General features: G+C 70.4%; 18 protein-coding genes. 11 read left to right on the top strand and 7 right to left on the bottom strand.

The features are described 5' to 3' along the window. Window positions 1-220 precede the first annotated feature (220 nt). Window positions 221-1147 carry an AurF N-oxygenase family protein gene (locus ACWD0A_RS18015; protein ID WP_451299154.1) on the top strand — a complete coding sequence of 309 codons (927 nt, stop codon included), beginning with the start codon at window positions 221-223 and terminating at the stop codon, window positions 1145-1147. Window positions 1148-1205: 58 nt separating this feature from the next. After that, window positions 1206-2855, top strand: a complete 1650-nt coding sequence (locus tag ACWD0A_RS18010) for an FAD-dependent oxidoreductase (RefSeq protein ID WP_451299152.1) — start codon at window positions 1206-1208, stop codon at window positions 2853-2855. Window positions 2856-3053: 198 nt separating this feature from the next. Here ACWD0A_RS18010 and polX read toward each other — a convergent pair whose 3' ends face one another. From polX to ACWD0A_RS17995, 3 genes are all read right to left on the bottom strand, one after another. After that, entirely contained in the window at window positions 3054-4769 is a 1716-nt protein-coding gene (polX, locus tag ACWD0A_RS18005; RefSeq protein ID WP_451299151.1) for a DNA polymerase/3'-5' exonuclease PolX, read from the bottom strand. Window positions 4770-4869: 100 nt separating this feature from the next. Further along, entirely contained in the window at window positions 4870-5541 is a 672-nt protein-coding gene (locus ACWD0A_RS18000; protein ID WP_451299177.1) for an esterase/lipase family protein, read from the bottom strand. 260 nt (window positions 5542-5801) lie between these two features. After that, window positions 5802-6620 carry an alpha/beta fold hydrolase gene (locus ACWD0A_RS17995; protein ID WP_451299149.1) on the bottom strand — a complete coding sequence of 273 codons (819 nt, stop codon included), beginning with the start codon at window positions 6618-6620 and terminating at the stop codon, window positions 5802-5804. 349 nt (window positions 6621-6969) lie between these two features. Here ACWD0A_RS17995 and ACWD0A_RS17990 point away from each other — a divergent pair, with 349 nt between their 5' ends. The 5 genes from ACWD0A_RS17990 to ACWD0A_RS17970 all read left to right on the top strand — a co-directional run bounded on the left by ACWD0A_RS17990 (window position 6970) and on the right by ACWD0A_RS17970 (window position 11350). After that, window positions 6970-7410, top strand: a complete 441-nt coding sequence (locus ACWD0A_RS17990; protein WP_451299147.1) for a DUF4383 domain-containing protein — start codon at window positions 6970-6972, stop codon at window positions 7408-7410. A gap of 152 nt (window positions 7411-7562) precedes the next feature. Beyond that, a complete protein-coding gene (locus tag ACWD0A_RS17985; RefSeq protein WP_451299145.1) occupies window positions 7563-8483 on the top strand; it encodes a hemerythrin domain-containing protein in 921 nt (306 codons plus the stop codon). Between the two features lie 16 nt (window positions 8484-8499). Continuing rightward, window positions 8500-8964: an SPW repeat protein gene (locus tag ACWD0A_RS17980; protein WP_451299143.1), complete on the top strand. Its 465-nt coding sequence runs from the start codon at window positions 8500-8502 to the stop codon at window positions 8962-8964. A gap of 300 nt (window positions 8965-9264) precedes the next feature. Beyond that, window positions 9265-10272: an NADP-dependent oxidoreductase gene (locus ACWD0A_RS17975; protein ID WP_451299141.1), complete on the top strand. Its 1008-nt coding sequence runs from the start codon at window positions 9265-9267 to the stop codon at window positions 10270-10272. 25 nt (window positions 10273-10297) lie between these two features. Beyond that, window positions 10298-11350, top strand: coding sequence for an alcohol dehydrogenase catalytic domain-containing protein (locus tag ACWD0A_RS17970; protein WP_451299139.1), 1053 nt, complete (start codon window positions 10298-10300; stop codon window positions 11348-11350). 118 nt (window positions 11351-11468) lie between these two features. Here the strand turns inward: ACWD0A_RS17970 and ACWD0A_RS17965 are convergent, their stop codons facing one another. Beyond that, window positions 11469-12581 (bottom strand): catalase family protein, encoded by a 1113-nt coding sequence (locus ACWD0A_RS17965; RefSeq protein WP_451299137.1) that lies wholly within the window; start codon window positions 12579-12581, stop codon window positions 11469-11471. Between the two features lie 482 nt (window positions 12582-13063). Here ACWD0A_RS17965 and ACWD0A_RS17960 point away from each other — a divergent pair, with 482 nt between their 5' ends. The 3 genes from ACWD0A_RS17960 to ACWD0A_RS17950 are packed head-to-tail and all read left to right on the top strand — an operon-like array spanning window position 13064 to window position 17363. Continuing rightward, entirely contained in the window at window positions 13064-14341 is a 1278-nt protein-coding gene (locus tag ACWD0A_RS17960; RefSeq protein WP_451299135.1) for a choice-of-anchor Q domain-containing protein, read from the top strand. Beyond that, on the top strand, window positions 14338-15999 hold the full coding sequence (locus tag ACWD0A_RS17955; protein WP_451299133.1) for a carboxylesterase/lipase family protein: 1662 nt from the start codon (window positions 14338-14340) through the stop codon (window positions 15997-15999). Before ACWD0A_RS17960 ends, ACWD0A_RS17955 begins: the two co-directional genes overlap by 4 nt. Then, a complete protein-coding gene (locus ACWD0A_RS17950) occupies window positions 15996-17363 on the top strand; it encodes a phenylacetate--CoA ligase family protein (protein WP_451299131.1) in 1368 nt (455 codons plus the stop codon). Before ACWD0A_RS17955 ends, ACWD0A_RS17950 begins: the two co-directional genes overlap by 4 nt. Here ACWD0A_RS17950 and ACWD0A_RS17945 read toward each other — a convergent pair. Beyond that, complete coding sequence (locus ACWD0A_RS17945; protein ID WP_451299129.1) at window positions 17347-18006, bottom strand: TetR/AcrR family transcriptional regulator; 660 nt, start codon at window positions 18004-18006, stop codon at window positions 17347-17349. The genes ACWD0A_RS17950 and ACWD0A_RS17945 overlap by 17 nt on opposite strands. A 234-nt stretch (window positions 18007-18240) precedes the next feature. On the opposite strand from ACWD0A_RS17945, the gene ACWD0A_RS17940 reads away from it, so the two are divergent. Further along, window positions 18241-19650: an alpha/beta hydrolase family protein gene (locus ACWD0A_RS17940; RefSeq protein ID WP_451299127.1), complete on the top strand. Its 1410-nt coding sequence runs from the start codon at window positions 18241-18243 to the stop codon at window positions 19648-19650. Window positions 19651-19681: 31 nt separating this feature from the next. Here the strand turns inward: ACWD0A_RS17940 and ACWD0A_RS17935 are convergent, their stop codons facing one another. Further along, on the bottom strand, window positions 19682-20479 hold the full coding sequence (locus ACWD0A_RS17935; protein WP_451299175.1) for a serine hydrolase: 798 nt from the start codon (window positions 20477-20479) through the stop codon (window positions 19682-19684). 419 nt (window positions 20480-20898) lie between these two features. Then, entirely contained in the window at window positions 20899-22176 is a 1278-nt protein-coding gene (locus ACWD0A_RS17930) for an ABC transporter substrate-binding protein (protein ID WP_451299125.1), read from the bottom strand.

The following is a 22176-nucleotide window of genomic DNA, read 5'->3' as shown; positions in this document are numbered from 1 at the left end:
GCCGCCGTTGACGATTTTGTACTCGGGGGTAGGCCCGAGCGGCACTCTTACTATACGGTCCGTCTAACAAGCGGCGGCGACGGGATCTCGCGAGCCGCCGGTCGCCGCGCGGGCACGAGCGGGGCCGACGGCCCCACAGCCCTCCCGTCGCCCCGAGATACCCCCGCACATCCCACACCAGCGAACAAGGAACACCACCCACCGCACGAGGAGCCGCACCATGGCAAGCAGCACCGTTCGGCCGGAGATCCAGGACAGGGCCCCCGACGAGGACCGCGGCCACGACGTCGCCCGGCGCCTGCTCGACTCGGCCGCGACGCTGTCGTACGACCCGGTCACGGAGGTGGACTGGGAGACGCCGCTGGACAAGGACTTCCACGGTGCGAGCCCGGAGTGGAGCACGCTGTACGGCACGGCGTACTGGCGGGAGCTGACCGATGCGCAGCGCAAGGAGCTGACGCGGCAGGAGGCCGCGTCGGTCGCCAGCACCGGCATCTGGTTCGAGATGATCCTGCAGCAGATGGTGCTCCGCGACATCTACGCCAAGGACCCGACCCAGGCCGGCTTCCAGTGGGCCCTGACCGAGATCGCCGACGAGTGCCGGCACTCGATCATGTTCGCCCGCGGCGCGAAGAAGCTCGGCGCACCGGCGTACCGCCCGCACCGGATCGCGGTCGAACTGGGCCGGGTCTTCAAGACAGTCGCGTTCGGCGAGGCCGCGTACGCCGCGATCCTCGTCGCCGAGGAGGTCCTCGACGTGATGCAGCGCGACTGGATGCGCGACGAGCGGGTCGTGCCGTTCGTCCGCACCATCAACAACATCCATGTCGTCGAGGAGTCGCGGCACATGAAGTTCGCCCGCGACGAGACGCGTAGGCACCTGGAGAAGGCTGGATGGCTGCGCCGCCAGATCCACGCCTTCGTCATCGCGGTCGCGTCCTACGTCATCGTCACCAGCATGGTGAACAAGGACGTCTACACCAACGCCGGACTCGACAGGAAGCGCGCCGTCGGCGAGGCGAAGGCCAACGAGCACCACAAGTCCCTGATGCGCTCGAGCTGCGCGGGCCTCATGGAGTTCCTGGCCTCGGCCCGACTGCTCACCAAGCCGGCCCAGATGTTCTACAAGCGCGCGCACCTGATCTGACCGCGCCGGACGAGCTGGGCCCGACAGAGCCGAATCCGAGCCGAACTGAGCTGACGACATGACCTTCGCCATCACCCAGACCTGTTGCAGCGACGCCACCTGCGTCGCCGTGTGCCCGGTCAACTGCATTCACCCGACGCCGCAGGAGCGCGCCTTCGGCAGCACGGAGATGCTGTACATCGACCCGAAGTCGTGCATCGACTGCGGCGCGTGCGCCGACGCCTGTCCGGTGGACGCGATCTTCCCGGTGGACAGCCTGTCCACCGCGCAGAAGGAGTACGCCCGGATCAACGCGGAGTACTTCGAGGGCCAGGAGCCCCAACCGGCCGACGAGGGCCCGAACTTCCACTCCTGGGGCGAGCCCGCCTTCGACCGCAGCCTGCCGTCCGACTTCGCGCCGATCCGGGTCGCGGTCGTCGGCACGGGCCCGGCCGGCATGTACGCCGCCGAGGACCTGCTGCTGCACACCAACGCCGAGGTGACGCTGGTGGACCGGCTCCCGGTGGCCGGCGGCCTCGTCCGGTACGGGGTGGCGCCGGACCATCCCGCCACCAAGAAGGTCGGCGACACCTTCGGGCGGTTCCACTCGCACCCCCGCGTGCGGATGCACCTGGGCCTGGAGGTCGGCCGGGACATCACCGCGGAGGAACTCGCGGCGCACCACGACGCGGTCGTCTACGCCGTGGGCGCCTCCGCCGACCGCCGGCTCGGGATCCCCGGCGAGGAACTGCCCGGCTGCATCTCCGCGACGGCGTTCGTCGCCTGGTACAACGCCCACCCGGAGGTCGCGCCCGACGCGATCGACCTGTCCGCCGAGCGCGTGGTCGTGGTCGGCAACGGCAACGTCGCCCTCGACGTCGCCCGCATCCTGGTCGCGGACCCGGACACACTGGCAGGCACCGACATCGCGGACCACGCGCTGACGGCCCTGCGCGCCGGCTCGGTGCGCGAGGTGGTGCTGCTCGGACGCCGCGGTCCGCAGGACGCGGCGTACACGAGGTCCGAACTGCTCGCGCTCAGGCACCTGGACGGTGTGGAACTGGTCGTGGACGACCACGATCCGCGGACCGGTGCGTCGATCGACGCGGCCGGGCCCAGGGACAAGGCAGCGGTGCTCCAGGGTGTCACCCGCGACCGTGTCGACTTCTCGCTTCCGCCGGCGACGGGGCGGCGCATCGTCTTCCGGTTCCATTCCTCGGCGGCGGAGGTGCTCGGCGAGGAGAGGGTCCGTGCCGTGCGCGTCACAACTGACTCCGGCGAGCAGGAGGTTGTGGCCGGCATGCTGCTGCGGGCGGTCGGCTACCGCGGTGTGCCGGTCGCCGGGCTGCCGTTCGACGAGGCCACGGGCACCGTCCCGCACGAGGCGGGCCGAGTGACCGGCCGGCCGGGGACGTACGTCGTGGGCTGGATCAAGCGCGGGCCCTCGGGAGGCATCGGCGCCAACCGCACGTGCGCCGCCGAGACGATCGGCACGCTCCTCGCCGATGCCGTCGCGGGCTCGCTGCCCACGCCGACGGCCCCGCCGAAGGCGTTCCACCGCCTCGCCCGCCGCCGCAACCGCCAGGTCGTCGACGCCCGCGGCCTGGCCGCGATCGAGCGGGCCGAGCTGACCCGTGGCCGCCGGGCCGGCCGGCCGAGGGTCAAGCTGGCCACGGTGCCCGAACTGCTCGCTGCGGCCAGGGGTGCCCGCTGGGCGCTGTCGCGCTGAGGTATGGGGGTCACGGGCCGTCGGGTGCACCGCACCGGACGGCCCGGCGCCGCCGGGGCCCGTCGCCGCCGAAGGCGAGGGCATCGCGCCGCGCGATGCCGTCCGCTCGCCTCCCGGCCTCGGTCGGGTGGCCGGTGCCGCACCGAACGGTGGCCACGGCAGTACGGCAGCCCCTGGCACTCCACACCACCCACGGCATCAGTGCCGCAGGAAGCGGCGCAGTTTCGTCAGCGGCCAGGTGTTGATGACATCGTCCGTGGTGAGCCAGCCACGCTGCGCCGTGCCGACTCCGTAGCGCATGTACGGCAGGTGCGTGGTGGCGTGGGCGTCCGAGTTGACCGCGAACTTCACGCCGTACCGCTTCGCTCGCAGGATGTCCTCGTCGCACAGGTCGAGCCGGTTCGGATGCGCGTTGATCTCCAGGGCGGTGGCCGTGCGCGCGCAGGCTTCGAAGACCGCGTCGAAGTCGGCGTCGATGCCGGGGCGTTTGCCGAGCAGCCGCGTGGTGGGATGACCGATGACGGCGACGCAGGGGTTCTCACAGGCGCGTACGAGACGGCGGGTGAGGTCCTGCCGGCTCTGGTTGAAGTGGGAGTGGACCGAGGCCACGCACAGGTCGAAGGTCTCCAGGAAGTCGCGGGGCCAGTCGACCTCGCCCTCCGGGCCGATGTTGAGTTCCGTGCCGTGCAGCAGACGCATGCCGTTGTGCCGGCGGTCCAGTTCCCGTACACGCTCGCGCTGGGCGAGGATCTTCTCCTTCGTCATGCGCTGCATCGCGAGGTCGGGGGCGTGGTCGGTGATCGCGTAGTAGGCGTAGCCGCGTTCGGCCGCCGCGGCGACCATGTCCTCCAGGGAGGCGAGACCGTCCGTGAGGTCGGTATGTGTGTGCAGATCGCCCCGGATGTCCGCCTCGTCGAGCAGGTCGGGGAGTTCGCCGCGCAGCCCGGCGGCGATCTCGCCGCGGTCCTCGCGCAGGGTCGGTGGAATCCACGGCAGGCCCAGGCGGGCGTAGATCTCCTCCTCCGTCTCCGAGGTGATCTTCTTGCCGCTCTTGACGCGGAACAGTCCGTACTCGGAGAGCTTGAGCTTGTGGCGCACGGCGATCTCGCGGGTGCGGATGTTGTGGGCCTTCGACCCCGTGAAGTACTGGAGTCCGGCTCCCCAGGACTCCGGTGGCAGGACCCGGACGTCGATCTGGAGTCCCTTGGTGGTGCGGATGCTGGTCTTCTTCTCGCCCCGGGCGATGACCTCGGCGGTGTACGGAAGGCCGGCGACCGCATTCATGAAGGGGCGGGGCTGTTCCGCCGCCACCAGGATGTCGATGTCGCCGATGGTCTCGCACATGCGGCGCAGTGACCCGGCGTAGCAGCATCGTCCGCAGCCGGTGATGCGGGACAGCTCGGCGACGATCTGTTCGGCGGTGTCCATGGCCGCATCGAGGAGGATGCGGTCGCCCGCCTTCTGCATCAAGGAGATGCCGTGGAGGATGTTCTCCTCGGTCTTCTCGCCGAAGCCCTTCAGGTCGCGCAACCGCTCCTCGTGGATGGCGTCGAGCAACTGGTCCACGGAGGAGATGCCCAGTTCCTCGTAGAGCACCAAGGCCTTCTTGGGGCCGAGCATGGGGATGGTGATCAGCTCGCGGACGCCGGCCGGGATGGCCTCCCGGCGCTCCTCCACGGCGGAGACATGGCCGGAGTGCAGGAACTCCACGATCTTGTCGGCGATGGACCTGCCGACGTTGGGAATCTCCCGCAGCTGCCCGGCGTCCAGCCGGGACACGTCCGCGTGGTAGCCGCCGACCGCACGCGCGGCCTTCTCGTACGCGCGCGCCTTGAAGGCGTCGCCTCCGGTGATGGCGATGAGGTCGGCGTACTCCTGGAGGAGCGCTTGGACCTCCTCATTGGCTCGCACCATGCTTCCAGGATGCTTCGGCGCCGCCGTGCGGGCAGCACGGCCGAGGCCGGACGCCGGGCCCGTCCCCACGGCGACCGGTTGCTCGGGAGGCGAAGACGGCTCAACTGTTGATCATGCTGCGGACCTGGGCGTAGACGGTGGCGTCGGTGAGCAGTCCGTTGTGGCCCAGGCACGCGGTCCGCGTGTTGCCGGCGCCCGTGAGGGCGACGCTGCTGTCGGGGTTGATGACCGTGTCGCAGGGTGACCACCAGGTCGCGTACCGCGGGGCTCCCGGCGTCTCGTCACCGGAGTTGAGAGCGGTCAGGAAGTTCGATCCGATGCGCATCTCCGCACACGAGGGGTCGAAGCAACCATTGGCCGTGTCGGTGCCGTGGTTGGGTCCGCCGAGCGACACCCATGCCTCGGTCCTCGAATCGCCTCCGAGGTTCTTGAGGTAGTGGCGCGAGGAGAGCCCGCCCATGGAGTGGGTGACGACATCGACCCGCGAGGCTCCCGTGGCGGCGAGCAACCGGTCGACCGCACCGGCGAGTTGCTCGGCCGTGGTGGCGTTGGACTGCCGCGAGTCGTAGCTCCACTGATCGAGGTACGCGGCGGGCCAGCCGTCGCTCTTGAACCGGCTCACCATGGTGTCCCAGTTCGCACCGCTGCCGTTGTAGCCGTGGACGAACAGGATGGGATGACTGGAGGAGTTGAACGTCGACGTGCCGACTGCGCCTGCCGGAGTCCCGAATCCCAGGGCCAGCAGCAGGGCGGTCAGAGCGGCCACGATCATGTGCTTTCTCACGGTCACCTCACGTAGTTCCGGGCAAGCGGGAGCGCGTGGGGGCGCTGGGGAAACTGTCCAGAGCGTGTCGTTCCCGGGTCACGGAAAGACCAGGAGCGGTCGGCGGAACGCGAGTCCGCAGAAGCCGCAGGGATGAGGCACCGGTGCCGTACGGGGGTGCCCAAAGGTTACTGCCAGGTATCCGGAACGTGGCAATACGCGTGCAGGAAATACTTCGGGACCACCGCGTACGGCAGGCGGCCTGAGCGTCAGGCGACGCAGGAGGGCAGGAAGGCCGGGTCGGCCGGACCGGTGCGCTCCAGCGCGTGCAGGACCCACTGGTGGACCACCGGGTCGTTGGGTGCCTGGTCGTGCTCGATGGCGTTCAGCGGGCAGGCGTCCTGGAGGGTCACATTGGTGACCTCGCGGGCTGATCCGTCCAGGAAGGCGCTGGTGTACGGCGTGACAACCTCGTCGTACCTGGTGGTGACGACGGTGTAGTCGGGGCCGGCCGGCGTCTCGTCCTTGGCGTTCAGGTCGGTCAGGAACTGCGACCCGGCCTGCTGCTCGTCGCATGCCGGACAGGCGCTGTTCCCGGACCCGGCAGGCAGGGGGATCAGGCCCTCCGTGCCGTGGTTGGAGGGAACGATGCCGACCAGGTCGTCGACCTTCGTCGCACCGCCGAGGTTCTTGATGTAGTAGCGGGGCATCATCCCGCCCTGGCTGTGCCCGACGAGGTCGACCTTGCGTGCACCGGTGGCCCCGAGCACCGCGCCGACGAACGAGTCGAGCTCCTTCGCCGAGTCGGCGATGGGCCCCATGGCGTTGCCGCCGTAGTTCAGCGCGAAGACGCAGTATCCCTCGCTCTTGAGCTTCGGGCTGAGCGTCGGCCAGTTCTTGGCCATGTTCTCGAACGTTCCGTGCACGAGCACGACCGGGTGGGGATGCTCGGCGCTGGGCCTGCACGACCAGTCGTTGGCGCCGGGCGGGGAGACATCGGTGGTGTCGGCGACGGCGGACGGAAGGGGGGCGAGGGCAGCGGTGACCGCGAGAGCGGCGGCGGCAAGGATCGGGCGCAGTCTCGGCACGGGGGTGTCCTTCTGTGGCGAACGGGAGCGGGAACCACAGGTCGTGGCTGCGGTGGTCGACGGCGGTGTCCGGCTGCCCCCGGGGGGACGGCGCTGATCGCGTCCGTTCACCGGGACCAGAGGGCGGACTCCCTTGAGGGGATCAACCCCGAACACCGTTCGACAATGTCGTGCGGTGCCGCGATTTTGCGCGCATGTTACCCGGGTGTCAACCCTGCGGGGTTTCCGCTGTCCCCCTCCTGACCTGCCCGGGAGTCCGCCGGGGTCCGCTGCGGGTTCTTGGGGCTTGAGCGAACGCGACACGGGTACCCGCGGGTCGTCAGAGGCTGAGCGTCTCAAGGGGCATGCCATGGCCGGCACACACCGCACACCTATGACCAGGTCACCCGCGCAGCAGGCCGCGATGCTCGTCGGAGCGGTGTTCCTCCTCGTGGGCATCCTGGGCTTCATCCCTGGTGTCACCACCGATTACGACACCATGAAGTTCGCGGAGCACGACTCGGAAGCGAAGCTGCTGGGGCTTTTCCAGGTGTCGATCCTTCACAACATCGTGCACTTGCTGTTCGGCATCGCCGGTCTGCTCATGGCCCGCGCAGCCGCCACCGCACGCACGTTCCTCATCGGTGGCGGGCTCGTCTACCTGGTGCTGTGGGTCTATGGATTGATCATCGACCACGACAGCGCCGCCAACTTCGTTCCGCTCAACACCGCTGACAACTGGCTCCACCTCGTTCTCGGCGCCGTCATGCTCGCGCTGGGGCTCCTGCTGACTCGTCGTACACAACGCTGACGTCAGATCGTCGAACGGTCGGGGCTCGCCGTGGCCGAGGAGCGGCATCGCTGTCGATCGTCACCTTCCTGTGGATCGAGTCCTTGATCACCGGACGCCGCCGGCGCCGCGCTCCTCGCATCGAGGACCGCGCCCACCCCTAGGAGAAAGCGATGTCGCCCTCCATCACAGAGCAGAGCGTCGAGCAGCTCGGCGGCGAGGCAAGCGTCCTGGCCCGGCAGCGCCGTGACCACGCCGAGCTCGACCGCCTCATGAACCTCTACGCAGAAGGCAGCCAGCCGGCACAGGAGCGGCAGCAGACTCTGCAGCACATCATCCAGCTGACCTTCAGCCACGCCTTCGCCGAAGAGACGGTGCTGTGGCCGGCTCTGCGGCGGCTGGCAGACGACGGCGAAGAGCTCACCTCGCGGGTGGAACAGGAGCACCAGGAGATCAACAACCTGGTCGCCGACATCGAGCGCACCAGGCCGGCCGACCCCCGCCACGTCGAGCTGGTCGGCCAGGCCTTCGCCCTCATACGGCAGGACATCCAGGACGAGGAGGACCTGCTCCTGCCACGCCTGCAGGAAGCGCTCCATCATGACCCCGCGCGCTTGCGTCGACTGGGCACCACGTGGGAGACCGTGCGACGTACCGCCCCCACGCATCCCCATCCGTCGGTGTCCCGGCGCCCGCCCCGCAACGCCGTGGCCGGACTCCCGCTGAGTGCGTTCGACCGGGCCCGCGACCTGTTCCGGGCCGGCACCCCGACCGGAGGCGGCCGAAGGATCGCGGTGATGACGGCCGCGCTCATCACCGCTTGGTTCGCAGCCAGGCGAGCACGGGCGAATCACGGCCACGTCGCTGCATTCGCGCAGCGGCGATCCAGCTCGTCCTCCCAGCACGCGGGCCGCTCGGCCGTGGCCCGGGCACTGGCCGGAAGTTCGTGCGGGGTGAGGAGCCTGTGGGGCGAGCGGCGTCGATGGCCCCCGGCCGGCGGCCGCCTGTTGCGGCTGCGGAGAGCCGCACTCCTCCCGGTTGACCGGCTGCCCCGACAGACGTTCCATGGACATAAAGGACACATAAGCTCCTGACAGGAGGCGGCCCACCGTGACCACACACGCAGACATCGGGCAACACCCGGACCTGGCCGAGATGCGTTCCCGCTTCGAGCGGGCGACCAGCACGCCGCGCGCCCAAGCCGTCGAGACCCTGGCCGTACTTACCGGCCTCTACCTGGCTGCCTCGCCATGGATCGCCGGATTCAGCGGGCTGACCAACCTGGCCGTGTGCAATCTGATCACAGGAATCGCCTTTGTCCTGTGCATGGGCGGATTCGGCTCCGCATACGAGCGCACCCACGCCATGGCCTGGGCGGCGTGCGCCATCGGCGCTTGGACGATCATTTCCCCATGGGTCGTATCCGGCGACATGGCCACCACCCGTAGCGTCGTCAGCAACATCATCGTCGGCGTGGTCGCGCTGCTCTGCGGCCTGGCGATGGCCGCTGCGGCCGGCCCCCGAGCCGGAGGCGGCGGCTCCAGCCGGGCAACCAGGCGCGGACCGAGCAGCTGACCGCCCTGGATCGACGAAGCGGCCCCGGCGACAGGAGCGCCGGGGCCTTCTCCTTGCCCACCGACTTTCCGCGGCCGGCCCCACGGGGACGGAAGCCGTGGCCGGGCAGATGCCCACAGGGCGTGTGACCTTGCGTCGTACGTCGCACCGGCTCCTCTTGCCTCCGACGGGACGGCACCCGTACGCTCACCCTCATACCGACTAGCCGGTATGCCGTGCGGGCGCGTCGGTACGCGACGACGCCGGCCCGCCGCCTGTACCGGCCGCCGATCCCACGCGACCGTCGAAGGAGCCGCGCAGATGAGCAGAATCAACCACCAGGTGCGTCTGGCTGCACGCCCCGTGGGAGAGCCGCGGTCCACCGACTGGGAGCACGTCGAGGAACCGGCCCGGGAGCCGGGCGACGGGGAATTCCTGGTGCAGGTGCTCTGTCTGTCGATCGACCCGGCGATGCGCGGCTGGATGAACGCGGGCAGGTCCTACATCCGCCCGGTGGAGATCGGCGAGGTGATGCGCGCCGGCGCGGTGGGAAGGGTGATCGCCTCCCGGCACTCCGGGTTCGCGGTCGGCGACCACGTGTCGGGCTCGTTCGGCGTGCAGGAGTACTGCGTGTCGGACGGGCGCGGCGTGACCAAGGTCGACCCGGCGGCCGCCCCCTTGCCGACGTATCTCGGCGCTCTCGGCATGTCGGGCCTGACGGCCTACTTCGGCCTGATCGACATCGGACGTCCCGAGCCCGGCCAGACCGTCGTCGTCTCCGGAGCGGCGGGAGCGGTCGGCAGCGTCGTCGGGCAGATCGCCAAGATCCTGGGCTGCCGGGTCATCGGCATCGCCGGCGGCGAGGCCAAGTGCCGGCTGGTGGTCGACGAGTTCGGGTTCGACGCCGCGATCGACTACCAGAAGGAGGACGTGCGCAAGGCGCTGCGCGAGCACGCCCCCGACGGCGTCGACGTGTACTTCGACAACGTCGGCGGTGACGTCCTGGACGCCGTGCTGCTGCGGCTCGCGCACGGTGCCCGCATCGTCGTCTGCGGCGCGATCTCCCAGTACAACAGCACCGAGCCGAAGGGCCCCGCCAACTACCTGTCGCTGCTGGTGAACCGCGCCTCCATGACGGGCATGGTGGTGTTCGACTACGCCGACCGGTACTCCGAGGGCGTCGCACAACTGGCCGCGTGGCGGGCGGAAGGCCGGCTGACGTCTCTGGAGGACGTGGTGTCCGGAGGAGTGGCGGCGTTCCCCGACACCCTCATGCGCCTCTTCCGTGGTGAGAACCACGGCAAGCTGGTGCTGAAGATCGCGGACTGACCGGGCGGAGGGAGGGAGAAATCCGGTGAAAGCCCTGAGCTACCACGGCCGTCACGACATCCGTTACGGGGATGTCCCCGACCCGGCCGTCACCAGCCCGACCGACGCGGTCGTCCAGGTCACCACGGCGGGCATCTGCGGCAGCGACCTGCACATCTACGGTGGTAACGGGTTCAGCCCGGAACTGGGCTACACACCGGGACACGAGTGCGTCGGCGTGGTCGTGGACACCGGCGGCCAGGTCACCCGCTTCAAGCCCGGCGACCGGGTTCTGGTGCCCGCCTCGGTCGGCTGTGCCCTGTGCCGGTCCTGCGCGGCCGGGTTCACCGCCCGGTGCGAACGCGCCAAGTCCAGTACCGACCTCTGCTACGGAGTCAGCCCGCAGCTTCCGGGCAGCCAGGCCCAGGCCCTCGCGGTGCCGTACGCCGATGTCAATCTGGTACGCCTGCCCGAGGGCATCTCCGACGATGCCGCCGTCGTCCTGACGGACAACGCCCCCACGGCCTGGTACGGCTGCCGCCGTGCCCGCATCCAGCCCGGTGAGACCGTCCTGGTCGTCGGCCTCGGTCCGGTCGGCCTCATGGCCGCCCAGTCCGCCTTCGCGATGGGCGCCGCGCGGGTCCTGGGCGCGGACCTGGTCCCGGAGCGCCGCGCCTTCGCCGCCACCCTGGGTGTCGAGCCGGTCGAGGGCGAGGACACGCGGACGGCCGTACGGGAGATGACCGCCGGACGCGGGCCGGACGCCGTGGTGGAGGCCGTGGGCTCGGACGCCACCATCGAGCTCGCCCTGAAGGCAGTCCGGCAGGCCGGCCGGGTCAGCGTCATCGGAGTCAGCCAGAGCAAGGCGTTCCCCTTCCACATGGGACTGGCACAGGTCAAGGAACTCGAGTTCGCCATCGGACTCTGCTCGGTGCACTACGAGCTCCCTCCCCTGATCGCCCTCACCCGTGCCGGCCGGATCAAGCCGGAGGCCGTGGTCTCCCACCGCTTCCCCCTCTCCGAGGGCCCGGCGGCGTACGAACTGTTCGCCGGCCGCGCCGACGGCGTCCGCAAGATACTTCTCGACCCCACGCGCTGACCTTCATCGGCCCGCCTGGCCCGATCCTCAGCACCTGGCCCACGTCAGACCCCGGACCGAGCCGGTCCGGGGTCTGCTGTTCGGCCTGCGCTGCGCCCGGCACAACGCGTCCGTGCGCTCAGCCGAGCAGTTCCGCGCTGCCGGCCGGTTCGCGCCGCTGTTGCCCATTGATGCGGTGCCGCTCGATGGACGAGCGCCGGTACACCTCCTGCCGCACCCGCTGGATCTCCCCGATGGGCCGGTGCTCCTCGCGGGATCGCCACGGGGTGATCGATGTGGCGTCGGCGGCAGCCAGGTTGTCGTCCCCGCCGGCGTCCTGGCGCGGAAGGTCCACACGGGCGACGGTCACCCAGGGGGACAGCTCTTCGGGCCACTTCACGGAGGTGTTGTCCACCGGCATGCGGACCGGATCGGTGTTGAGCTGCACCTGGAGCTCGAAGGAGTGGTCCCTCTCCACGGCCTCGGCCACCAGGGTGCGGCGGAACGCCTCGTGGTCCGCGCGCACGTCCACGATCTGGTGCGTGAGGGAGGCCAGGGACTCGGCCGTCGGCACGGTACGGATCTTGGCGATGTGGTCACCGTACCGGAAGGCGCCCATGCTGTTGTACGTGTACGACAGCAGGTTCCTGCGCGGGACGGTGGTGAACGACAGCATGGCGAACAGTTCGTCCCACAGCCAGCTGTCGGGATCGGTGAGCGTGCCCCGGCGGGTCAGGAACTCCGCCATCCAGCTCTTGCGGCGGGCAGGGTTCACCAGGGCCTCGGGCAGCTCGGCGAACAACTCCTCGATGACCATGTAGTCGTAGGCGGTGTTCGCGAAGAAGACCTCGTTGTTGATCAGGTTGAGGTCGAAGGTACCGCTGTCCGGCTCGTCGTCCAGCAGCGAGGGGCCGGGGACTCCGAACATCTTGATGCCCATCCCGCACGCCGCGCCCAGCTGGTGGTCGGGGCGCTGGTGGCCGAGGCCGTTGGAGTAGCGGACGACGGCCTCGTACGCGGCGGGCCTGGCGAAGATGCCTTGGCCGTAGAAGCCCGGGTTGTCACCGACCGTGACGGTCGCCTTGAGGAGGCCGTAGGTCTTTCCGTGGGCGGTACGGACGGCGCGGCCGACGGCCTCGCGCTCGACCGAGGCGCGGGTGCGCTGCTCCACCTGGGCGACCACTGCGTCCAACTCCTCCTGATAGGTGGGACGTTCGGCCGGGCGGTAGTCCTCGTAGCGGACGGGGTCCATGATGGTGCCTCCCTGTCGGTGGTGGTGTTCACCCCAGACGCTAGTAGGCAATTAAATTGTGCACAACATAACTTGCTGTGATGAATCGCACGTCAGACCGACCCGAGGACAACGGCGTCGCCGAGGGCGGCCGGGCATCGTCTCGGTCCGGCTGCAACCGGCCGCCGTCGCCAACTCCCCGCGTCCTCAAGCCGCTTCGGCTGCCTGCGGCAGCGCCCTGGCCCATGTCCCGCGGAGCCGGTCCGCTTCGGTCAATTCTCTGTGGCCGTGTGGACACGGCCCGCTCTGAATGGAACGCTCGCTACAGACACCGACCTGTTCTCCCGCTCAGCCGGTTCGTCCTCTGCTCTTCGGTCGGCGTCGCGCTCCAGCGCAGCCCCGTCACGCTCTCCGCACGAGCCGCGCATCCCGCACCAGCGCGACGTTCTCGCAGCAACCGCGTCCTCGTACGCCCAGATTCCTCGCCGAGAGGAGTTCACCGCATGAGGGTCCGAGTCACCCTTGCGGCACTCGCCGTCATCCCCCTGGCCATCGCGGAGTCCTTAGCCGCCCCCACCGCCCCCACCGCCGCGGCTCGGGCCGCCGGCCCTACGGAGTTCACCGTGGACACCACCGTTGACGCGGTGGACGCCGACCCGTCGGACGGCCGGTGCCGTACCGCGTCGGGCGCGTGCAGCCTGCGCGCCGCCGTGATGGCCGCCAACGCCCGGCCGGGCAGTACCGTCACGCTGCCTCCCGGCCACTACCGGCTGACGATCCCGCCGGACCCGAGGCTGATCCTCGGGTCCCATCCCGATCCCACCACAGGCGACCTGAACGTCGACGCTCCCACCACCCTTCGAGGCGCGGGCGCACGGAGCACCGTCATCGACGCCAACCGCCTGGACCGGGTCTTCCGCCTGCGGGCGGACACCCACATGTCCGATGTGACGATCACCGGTGGAAGGGCCAGGCAGCGCGAACTGCCCTTCACCGACACCGGTGGCGGCGGCATCGCCAACGAACGGCACCTGACACTGCGTCGGGTCGCCGTGACCGGGAACTCCGCCGGCTACGGCGGCGGCGTCTTCAACATCCCGGACTCCCACCTGGATCTCGTGGACAGCACGGTCAGCCGGAACACCGCGGGGGAGGCCGGGGGCATCAGATTCGACGACAGCGGCACCGTGACGAACTCGACGGTCGCCGACAACCGGGTGACGGACCCGGGCGACCGCCCCGGCAGCCTCGGCGGGTACGGCGGAGGCATCGACATCCGCGGCCTGGGAATCGTGCGCATCCTCAATTCGACCATCACGAGGAACAGTTCCAGCGACGGCGGGGGCGGAATCAACATCGCGCCGGCCTACCTGGACAGCCTGCCCGCGCCCATCCCCGACATCGTCGATCTGCCGCTGGGGCGTATGACCCTGCGCAACTCCGTCGTCGCGGGCAACACCGTCGACGGCGCGGCCGGCGACTGCGAGAAGGCCTTCGCCACCATCACGTCGCTGGGCCACAACATCGACGGCGACGGCAGCTGCCGGCTCACCGCCGTGGGTGATCTGCCCAGCCGGGACCCGCTGTTGGGACCGGTCGCGGACCACGGCGGTTCCACGGACACGGCCCCACTGCTGCCGGGCAGCCCCGCCCTGGACGCGGCCGACGGCTGCCCGGCCACCGATCAGCGCGGCGTCACCCGCCCGCAGGGCGCTGCCTGCGACATCGGCGCCTACGAGCACGCCACGACCCCCCGCACCCGGACCTGGAGCGATGAATGAGAGCCCCGAGCCTGCGCCACACCCTGGCCCGCGCCACAGCCGCCGTCGCGGCCCTGCTCCTGTCACTGACGGTTCCTGGGCCCGCTGCCCGCGCCGATTCCGGCCCCGGCTCCCTGGTCGTACGCACCGACCGGGGCTGGGTGCGGGGCGCGGCCGACCGCGACGGCGGGCGGGTCTTCCAGGGGATCCCCTTCGCCGCCCCGCCGACCGGTGAGCTGCGCTGGCGTCCGCCGCGACCCGCAGCACGGTGGTCCGGCGTACGGGACGCCACCGAACCGGCCCACCCCTGCCCCCAATTACCGCTGACGCTGCTCCCCGACGGCGGCCCTGTCCTGCCCGGCGAGTCCAACCGCACCGGCAGCACCACAGAGGACTGCCTGTACCTCAATGTGTGGACGCCCGCCCCCGCCGGCGGCCGCCCCCTCCCGGTGCTGGTGTGGCTCCACGGCGGAGGCAACGTCTACGGCGCGGGCAGCGACTACGACGGCGCCGCGCTGGCCGCACGGGGCGTGGTCGTGGTGACCGTCAACTACCGCCTCGGAGCACTGGGGTTCCTCGCCCATCCCGCCCTGTCCGCCGAGAGCGCGGACCACGCCTCGGGCGACTACGGCCTCATGGACCAGCAGGCCGCGCTGCGCTGGGTGCGGCGCAACATCGGTGCCTTCGGCGGCGACCGGAACCGGGTGACGTTGGGCGGCCAGTCCGCCGGATCGGCGGACACCTGCCTCCACATCGCCTCGCCGACCGCGAAAGGGCTGTTCCACCGGGCGATCCAGCAGAGCGGAAGCTGCGCCGCGGACGGCGGTCTGACGCCCCTCACGCTCGACGCGGCCGAGCGGAAGGGAAGCGGCTTCGCGGCCTCGGTCGGCTGCACCGACCCGACGACCGCGGAGGCCTGTCTGCGCGCCGTGCCCACCACCGAGCTCATCCGCGCCACCGGGACCGGGGCCTCGTCCTTGTGGAGCCCGAACACCGGACCACGCGTCCTCCCGCACCCTCCGCACGAGGCGTGGGCCGAGGGACGGGTGAACGCTGTCCCGACGCTGAGCGGCACCACCCATGACGAGTACCGCTACTTCACTGCTCTGTACGTGGATCTGCTGGGCGGCGGCCCGCTGACCCCCGCCTCGTATGCCGCCCTGATCAGGCTGCAGCACGGAGACCGCGCGGCCGCGGTCCTCGGCACGTACCCTGCCTCGGCGTATCCGTCCCCCAACCTGGCCTACTCCGCCGTCGGCACCGACCAGCGGTTCGCCTGCCCGGCACGGGCCGACAGCCGGCTGTACAGCAGCCGCGCACCCGTCTACGCCTACGAGTTCCACGACCCGCAGGCACCGCCGTTCATCCCGGCACCGCACACGCCACAGGGTGCCTTCCACGCCTCCGAACTGGCCTATCTCTTCCCCACGGACGCGCTACCGCCCCTGACGCCCGCCCAGCGCCGGCTGTCCGCCACCATGACCGCCTACTGGGCCCGCTTCACGGCCACCGGCGATCCCAACGCGCCCGGGACTCCGCGCTGGCCGCGCTACACGGCCGACGGGGACCGCGTCCAGGTGCTGGCGCCGGACCGGGTCAAACCCACCACCGGGTTCGCGGCCGACCACCACTGCGCGTTCTGGCAGTCCTCCCCCGTTCCCCGAGGAGCGGTGCGATGACATCGACCTTCGCCCTGGTCCGGGACGGGCGCCGGACACTGCGGCAGGGCCCGGACGCCCTGGCGCACCGGCAGCGGGAGCGGCTGGCCGCGATGGTCGGCTTCGCCCGCACCCACTCCCCGTACTACCGCGAGCTGTACCGGACCCTGCCCGAACGCGTCGAGGACCCCGCCCTGCTGCCGGTGACGCGCAAGCAGACCCTGATGGCGCGCTTCGACGACTGGGTCACCGATCCCGAGGTGACCATCGACCGCGTACGGGCGTTCGTCGCGGATCCCGGACGGGCCGGCGAACGCTTCCTGGGCCGGTACCTGGCCACCACCACATCCGGAACCACCGGCCACCGCGGCATCTTCCTGCTCGACGACCGCGCGGCGGCGGTGGTCAGAGCCCTGTCACTGCGGGCCGCCCTGCGTACCCTCACCCCCTCGGTGACGGCCCGGTTGCTCGCCCGCCGCGTGCGCTCGGCGCACATCGTGGCCACCAACGGCCATCTGGCGGCGTACGCCGTCATCGCCCGCTCCCGCAAGGCCGGCCGGCTGACCGCCCGGGGCAGCCTGGTGCTGTCGGCGCACAGCCCGCTGCCGGAGCTGGTGGACCGGCTCAACCGGTCCCGCCCGGTGTTCCTGGCCGGCTACGCCACGGTGATCGCGCTGCTCGCCGGCGAGCAGCTGGCCGGCCGGCTGCGCATCGCCCCGGTCGTGGTGTCACTGCTGGCCGAGGGCGTCAGTGACCACGACCACCGGAGGATCCGCTCTGCCTTCGGGTCGCACCTGGTCAACACCTACGGCTGCAACGAGAGTCTCGCCCTGGCCTACGGCTGCCCGTTCGGATGGCTCCACGTCCACAGCGACTGGCTGATCCTGGAGCCCGTCGACGCCGACCACCGCCCCACCCCGCCGGGCCGGGAGTCCTTCACCGTGCTCCTGACCAGCCTGTGCCGATGGGCGCAGCCGCTCCTGCGCTACGACCTCGGCGACAGCGTCCTCCTACGCCCGGATGCGTGCCCGTGCGGAGACCCGCTCCCCGCGATCAAGGTCCGCGGCCGCGCGGCCGACCTGCTGTCCTTCCCGCGCCGGGACGGCGGCACCGTCCGTATCGTGCCCATGGCCTTCGAGACCCTCCTGGAGAGCATCCCGGGCATCGACCTGTTCCAGATCGTCCAGACGGCGCCCGCCTGTGTCCGCGTGCGGATCCGGTCCGCCGCCGGAGCCGATCGGGAGCGGCTGTGGACGGCGGTGCGAAAGAAGATGGTCGCCCTGCTCACCGCCCACGGGGCGGGCCAGGTGAGCGTCGAACGCGCCCATGAGCCGCCCGAGCAGTCTCCGGGCGGCAAGTACCGGGTCGTCATTCCCCGGTCGTGACGCCGCGCGACGGGGCGTCCTCGCCCGGGACGTCCCGCACCGGAACGCCGTGATGGGCCGCCAGCGCCAGCAGCGCCACGCGCAGCGGTCCGGTCTCCAGGAGGGTGTCCGGCTCGAACCAACGGGCCACGGCGGTTCCGCTCGCCATCCTCAGCGTGAAGCGCGCCAACTCGTCCGCCACCTCGGGGCGGTCACGCAAGGAGAAGACGGAGCCCACCGAATCCCGAGCCCAGGCCACCAGCGCGTCGCGGTACTGACGCACCTCGGCCACTGCCGCCGCACTGGCGTCCTGCTGCACCGTACCCAGCCCCAACAGCAGCTTCACACCGTGCGGATGACGCCGGAATGCGTCCTCGACCTCCACGAGAAAGGTGTCCAGACGCTGGGCCACGTCGGCGCCCGGCACCTCGGCCGGGGGCAGGGCCGCCAGCAGCGCGGTCCTGGCTCGCTCCAGCACCGCGACGTAGATCCCGTCCTTACTGCCGAAGTGCCAGTAGATCGAACTGACCGGCAGACCGCAGGCGGCGGAGATCATCGAGATGGACGTGGCGGCGTAGCCGCAGCGCGCCATCAGTTCGCCGGCGGAGTCCAGTATCGCGTCACGGGACCGCGCGCCACGGTCCTGGGCCGGTGCCTCCGTCATAGGGGCGACTCTAGAGGAAACACAGGCCGACAGTGCCTCCGCGCGAGGCATGGGCAGCGACGGGACGGGGCGTTCTTGGCGCGGGGGCCTGCACGGCGGAGGTCATGCCGGATTGCCGCACGTGCTCGCGGACGGCCCTGATCAGAGCCGTCCGGGCCGGCAGGGGGGCTGTTCGGGGGAATCGCCGGTGTGGTCAACGGGATGGGAGGGGCACCGCTCCTACGGTCGGCTGATATGACGCATCTACCGAAGGGCGCCGCCGACCCCACCCGGCGGACGGCACTGACTGGGCTCGTCGTCGGCGCCGGGGCGGTGCTGGCGGCCGGCTGTACGCCCCTGGGCAATACCTCCGCGCAAGGGACCACCCCGAGTCCCACAAGGTCGGCCACCGGCTCCGCGGACGGGCCCACGCCCGGGGTGATGACCCTCTTCAAGGACCCGGCGTTCAACTTCAACGCGCTTCTCGCCCTCGGCGGGTCCGGCCAGGGTTCCGCTGAAGTCGGCGAGGTGCTCACCGCGGTGAACGCGATCAACAAGGCCGGGCTCTCCGCGCAGACGTATGTGGAGACCTTCCGCGAGCTGGCCGACCGGCTGTCGAAGGCGCCCGAGGGCGACAAGCCCGGCACAGGGACCACGCGCTTCCGCGCGCTGCGCGCATCGCAGTACTACAGCCAGGCGCTGTTCTTCGTCCTCGGCTCCGACGGCCCCGGCAACGAGGAGCAGTTGTACAAGTCCACGCGCGGCGCCTGGGACACGTTCTGCAAGCTGTCCGACCCGGCCCCGGTGACGGCGAAGGTTCCGTACCGGAACACGTCGCTTCCGGTCTGGTTCTTCCGGCCGGACGACTCCGCCGAGCGACGCCCCACCGTGATCCTCACCAACGGCAGCGACGGGCAGAACGTCGACATGTGGACCTACGGCGTGGCGGCCGCCCTGGAGCGCGGCTGGAACGCCCTCGTGTACGACGGACCGGGCCAGGGCCAGCTGCTCTTCCTGGAGCGCGTGGTCTTCACGCCGCGCTGGGAGACGGTGGTGACTCCCCTCGTCGACTGGCTGGCCGCCCGTTCCGACGTGGACATCGACCGGATCGCCCTGACCGGACTGAGCATGGGAGGCGAGCTGGCTCCCCGGGCCGCGGCCTACGAGAACAGGATCGCCGCTCTGGTGGCGATGCCCGGAGTACTGAGGCCCTGGCTGGCTTTCCCGGCGGAGATCCGGGAGATCCTCACCCCGGACAAGGAGGAGACGAACAACATCTGGAACAAGGAGGTCGTCCCCGAGCTGTCTCCCACCGAGGCCGCGACGCTGAGGAAACGGTTCGAACCCTTCTCCGCACCGGCGATGCTCGGCGCCCGCCAGGGGAAGATGTTCACCGACTTCTACACCCCGGCCAAGCTCGTCGAGTCGCTCGACATCACGAACGTCGTGGGGCGCATCAAGACGCCCACCCTGGTCCTGGACTACGACGACGAGCAGTTCTATCCCGGGCAGCCGCGCGAGTTGTTCGACAAGCTGACGTCCCCCAAGGACTACATGAAGCTCAGCGCCGCCACCGGCGCGCAACTGCACTGCTCTCCGATGGCCCCGCAGGAGCACTGCGAGGTCGTCTTCGACTGGCTGCAGGAGACGTTGTCGGAACGCTGAGCAGCGGGACGAGGCCGGGGTGGAGGTGCGGTCAGTGCCCGGTCGCCGAGGAGACCGCCGCGCGGGCCGCGCGTTCCACCAGCGAGACGCCGTCCTTCATCGACGTACTGCCGTCCGACAGGACTGCGACGAGGTAGCGGTGTCCACGCGTCGTGACCTGTCCGACGCTGTTGACGTCCCACAGCCCGGTCGTGGTGCGCTGCAGCCAGCCGTTCTTCAAGGCCCATCCGGAGCCGGCGGCCGCCGAGACGCCCCATGCCTGCTCGCCGACGACATGGGCCATCAGGGTGCGGATGTAGGTCCGGGAGGACTCATTGAGCGCCGAGGGGGTCGCGCGTGGAGCCGGGGCAGTGTCGAACACCGCGCGCAGCAGCCGTATCTGGTCGCTCGCCGTCGTCCGTGTCAGCCCCCACCTGACGCCGGGGCCGCCCTTCGTCGAGGTCAGCCCCAGCTGCTTGTTCGCCGCCTCCAGGCCGGGCGCCAGGCCGATGCGCCGCCACAGCGCGTTCGCCGCCGCGTTGTCGCTGCGCTCGATCATCGCCGCCGCCCAGGCGCGCTCCTGGGCGGTCAGGTCGTGTCCGGCGTTCTGCGCCTGGAGCAGCGCGACGGCAAGAATGTCGACCTTGACGATGCTCGCGGTGTCGTAGGGCGAGTCGTCGCCGTACACCACGGGCTCCCGGCCCGTGCCGTCCAGGTCGAGCACCGCTGCCGTCACCCGCTCCTTCCCCTCTGGCCGCACCAGCGCCCGGAAGTGGGTCGTGGCGTCGTCGGGCCCCGTCGGCGCCGTGGCCGCCAGTGCCGGGGCGAGCATGCCGGCCGAGAGGAGCATCGCCACGGAGGCCGCGAGAACGCCGACGCGGCCCGCAGCACGCCTGGCGGGGGGCCTGCGCCTCCGTGCGCTCTGCGGGTGCGACAGGGGGGACGGTCGGTGCGGCATGGTGAAGGGGCCTCGCGGTTCGTGTGGGAGGGCACGGAACTGCGAACGTAATCAGAACGCCCGTCCTGCGATGTGACCGATGCAACGAAAGAGTTCATTTAGCCTGAATTGTGGCGAGAGCCACAATTCAGGCGGAGGATCTCAGGAAGGCGCGCCGGTCAGGACCGGCGCGCCAGATAGAGGATGAGGCCGAGGGCGGCTCCCGCTCAGCGACACCGACACCCTCCCCCAACGCAACGTCGGCCTTCACGACCACAACGGGTCATGAAGGCCGACGTCACGCTCGCCCCAGGATTCACCAACAGTGTCGCTCAGTTCGCCGGGGAACCGAACTCCTTGCGGGTGTCCACCGGCTTGCCGAACAGCTGCCACCGCTCGCCCTTGAACCGCATCAGCTGCATCGTCTCGATCGGGAAGGCGTCGTCCGGCCCGGTGGAGAGGGTGACCCCGGGCAGCAGCATGTCCACCTCGACGCCCTTCAGGTTGCGCACCGCGTCCCGCAGTCCCTCCCGCGTCGGGCACTTCATCGCGTCCAGGGCCTTGTGCAGGCTGGAGGCGGCGGCCCACCCGTAGGCGTTGAACTGGTTGGCCGGGTCGGAGCCCGGCGCGTGCTTGCCCAGCGCCTCCCGGTACGTCTTCATCTCCGCGTCATCGGCCCACTGCGGGTCGGCCGGGTCCTTGAAGTAGGTCGCCGAGACCACGCCCTGGACGTTCTTGAACCCGACGGGCTTGAGCACGGTGGCGGACGAGGACACGTTGTTCACGATGTGCAACGGGTTCCACTTGGTGTTCCTGGCATCGGCGGCGAGGGCCTGGCTGCCGAACTTGGGCGTGGTGATGTTCAGCAGCACATCCGCCTTGGAGCGGGCGAGGCCGGACATCTGGGCCGAGACGGAGGGGTCGGTGACCTCGTAGCTCTCCTCGGCGACGACCTTGATGCCGCTGCCGGCGAGGGCCTCCTTGAACCCGCCGAGCAGATCCTTGCCGAAGTCGTCGTTCTGGTAGAGGACCGCGACGTCGGCCTTCGGCTTTTCGTCCTTGAGGTACTTGGCGTACACCCGTGATTCGGCCACGTAGTTGGGCTGCCAGCCGGTGGTCCACGGGTGCTTGTCGTCCGTGCCCCAGACGGAGGCGCCGGTGGCGACGAAGGGCTGCGGCACCTTCCGCTTGTTGAGGTAGTCCCACACGGCTGCCGTGGACGGGGTGCCCAGGGTCTGGAACACGGCGAAGACCTTCTCCTGCTCGACCAGTCTGCGGGCCTCCTCGACCGCCTTGGGCGGCTGGTAACCGTCGTCGCGGACGGTGAACTCCACCGTGCGGCCGTCGATGCCACCCTTGTCGTTGACGTGCTTGAAGTAGGCGCTCACGCCCTTGCTGATCGTGCCGTACGCGGAGGCCGGTCCCGACAGCGGGTAGATGCCGCCCAGTTTGATGGTCTTGTCGGTGATGCCGGTGGTCTGCTGACCCTTGCACGCGCCGTCGGCGGCGGCGTTCTTGTCGTCCTGCGCTCGCTGGCTGTTGCAGGCGGTGGCCAGGAGCAGGGCGGCGGATGCGGCCGCGGCCGCCCGCAGAGAGGTCGTCTTGCGCAT

Source organism: Streptomyces sp. NPDC002867 (genome assembly GCF_053591895.1).
The sequence above is the reverse complement of the archived record's forward strand: the minus strand, read 5'-3'. Positions and strand labels throughout refer to the sequence as shown.

Coding starts and splice junctions, on each gene's coding strand:
- ACWD0A_RS18010 (WP_451299152.1), top strand. CDS start 1,206: ATGACCTTCGCCATCACCCAGACCTGTTGCAGCGACGCCACCTGCGTC.
- ACWD0A_RS17965 (WP_451299137.1), bottom strand. CDS start 12,581: ATGGACCCCGTCCGCTACGAGGACTACCGCCCGGCCGAACGTCCCACC.
- ACWD0A_RS17990 (WP_451299147.1), top strand. CDS start 6,970: ATGGCCGGCACACACCGCACACCTATGACCAGGTCACCCGCGCAGCAG.
- polX (WP_451299151.1), bottom strand. CDS start 4,769: ATGGTGCGAGCCAATGAGGAGGTCCAAGCGCTCCTCCAGGAGTACGCC.
- ACWD0A_RS17950 (WP_451299131.1), top strand. CDS start 15,996: ATGACATCGACCTTCGCCCTGGTCCGGGACGGGCGCCGGACACTGCGG.
- ACWD0A_RS17940 (WP_451299127.1), top strand. CDS start 18,241: ATGACGCATCTACCGAAGGGCGCCGCCGACCCCACCCGGCGGACGGCA.
- ACWD0A_RS18015 (WP_451299154.1), top strand. CDS start 221: ATGGCAAGCAGCACCGTTCGGCCGGAGATCCAGGACAGGGCCCCCGAC.
- ACWD0A_RS17935 (WP_451299175.1), bottom strand. CDS start 20,479: ATGCTCCTCTCGGCCGGCATGCTCGCCCCGGCACTGGCGGCCACGGCG.
- ACWD0A_RS17930 (WP_451299125.1), bottom strand. CDS start 22,176: ATGCGCAAGACGACCTCTCTGCGGGCGGCCGCGGCCGCATCCGCCGCC.
- ACWD0A_RS18000 (WP_451299177.1), bottom strand. CDS start 5,541: ATGATCGTGGCCGCTCTGACCGCCCTGCTGCTGGCCCTGGGATTCGGG.
- ACWD0A_RS17945 (WP_451299129.1), bottom strand. CDS start 18,006: ATGACGGAGGCACCGGCCCAGGACCGTGGCGCGCGGTCCCGTGACGCG.
- ACWD0A_RS17955 (WP_451299133.1), top strand. CDS start 14,338: ATGAGAGCCCCGAGCCTGCGCCACACCCTGGCCCGCGCCACAGCCGCC.
- ACWD0A_RS17975 (WP_451299141.1), top strand. CDS start 9,265: ATGAGCAGAATCAACCACCAGGTGCGTCTGGCTGCACGCCCCGTGGGA.
- ACWD0A_RS17985 (WP_451299145.1), top strand. CDS start 7,563: ATGTCGCCCTCCATCACAGAGCAGAGCGTCGAGCAGCTCGGCGGCGAG.
- ACWD0A_RS17960 (WP_451299135.1), top strand. CDS start 13,064: ATGAGGGTCCGAGTCACCCTTGCGGCACTCGCCGTCATCCCCCTGGCC.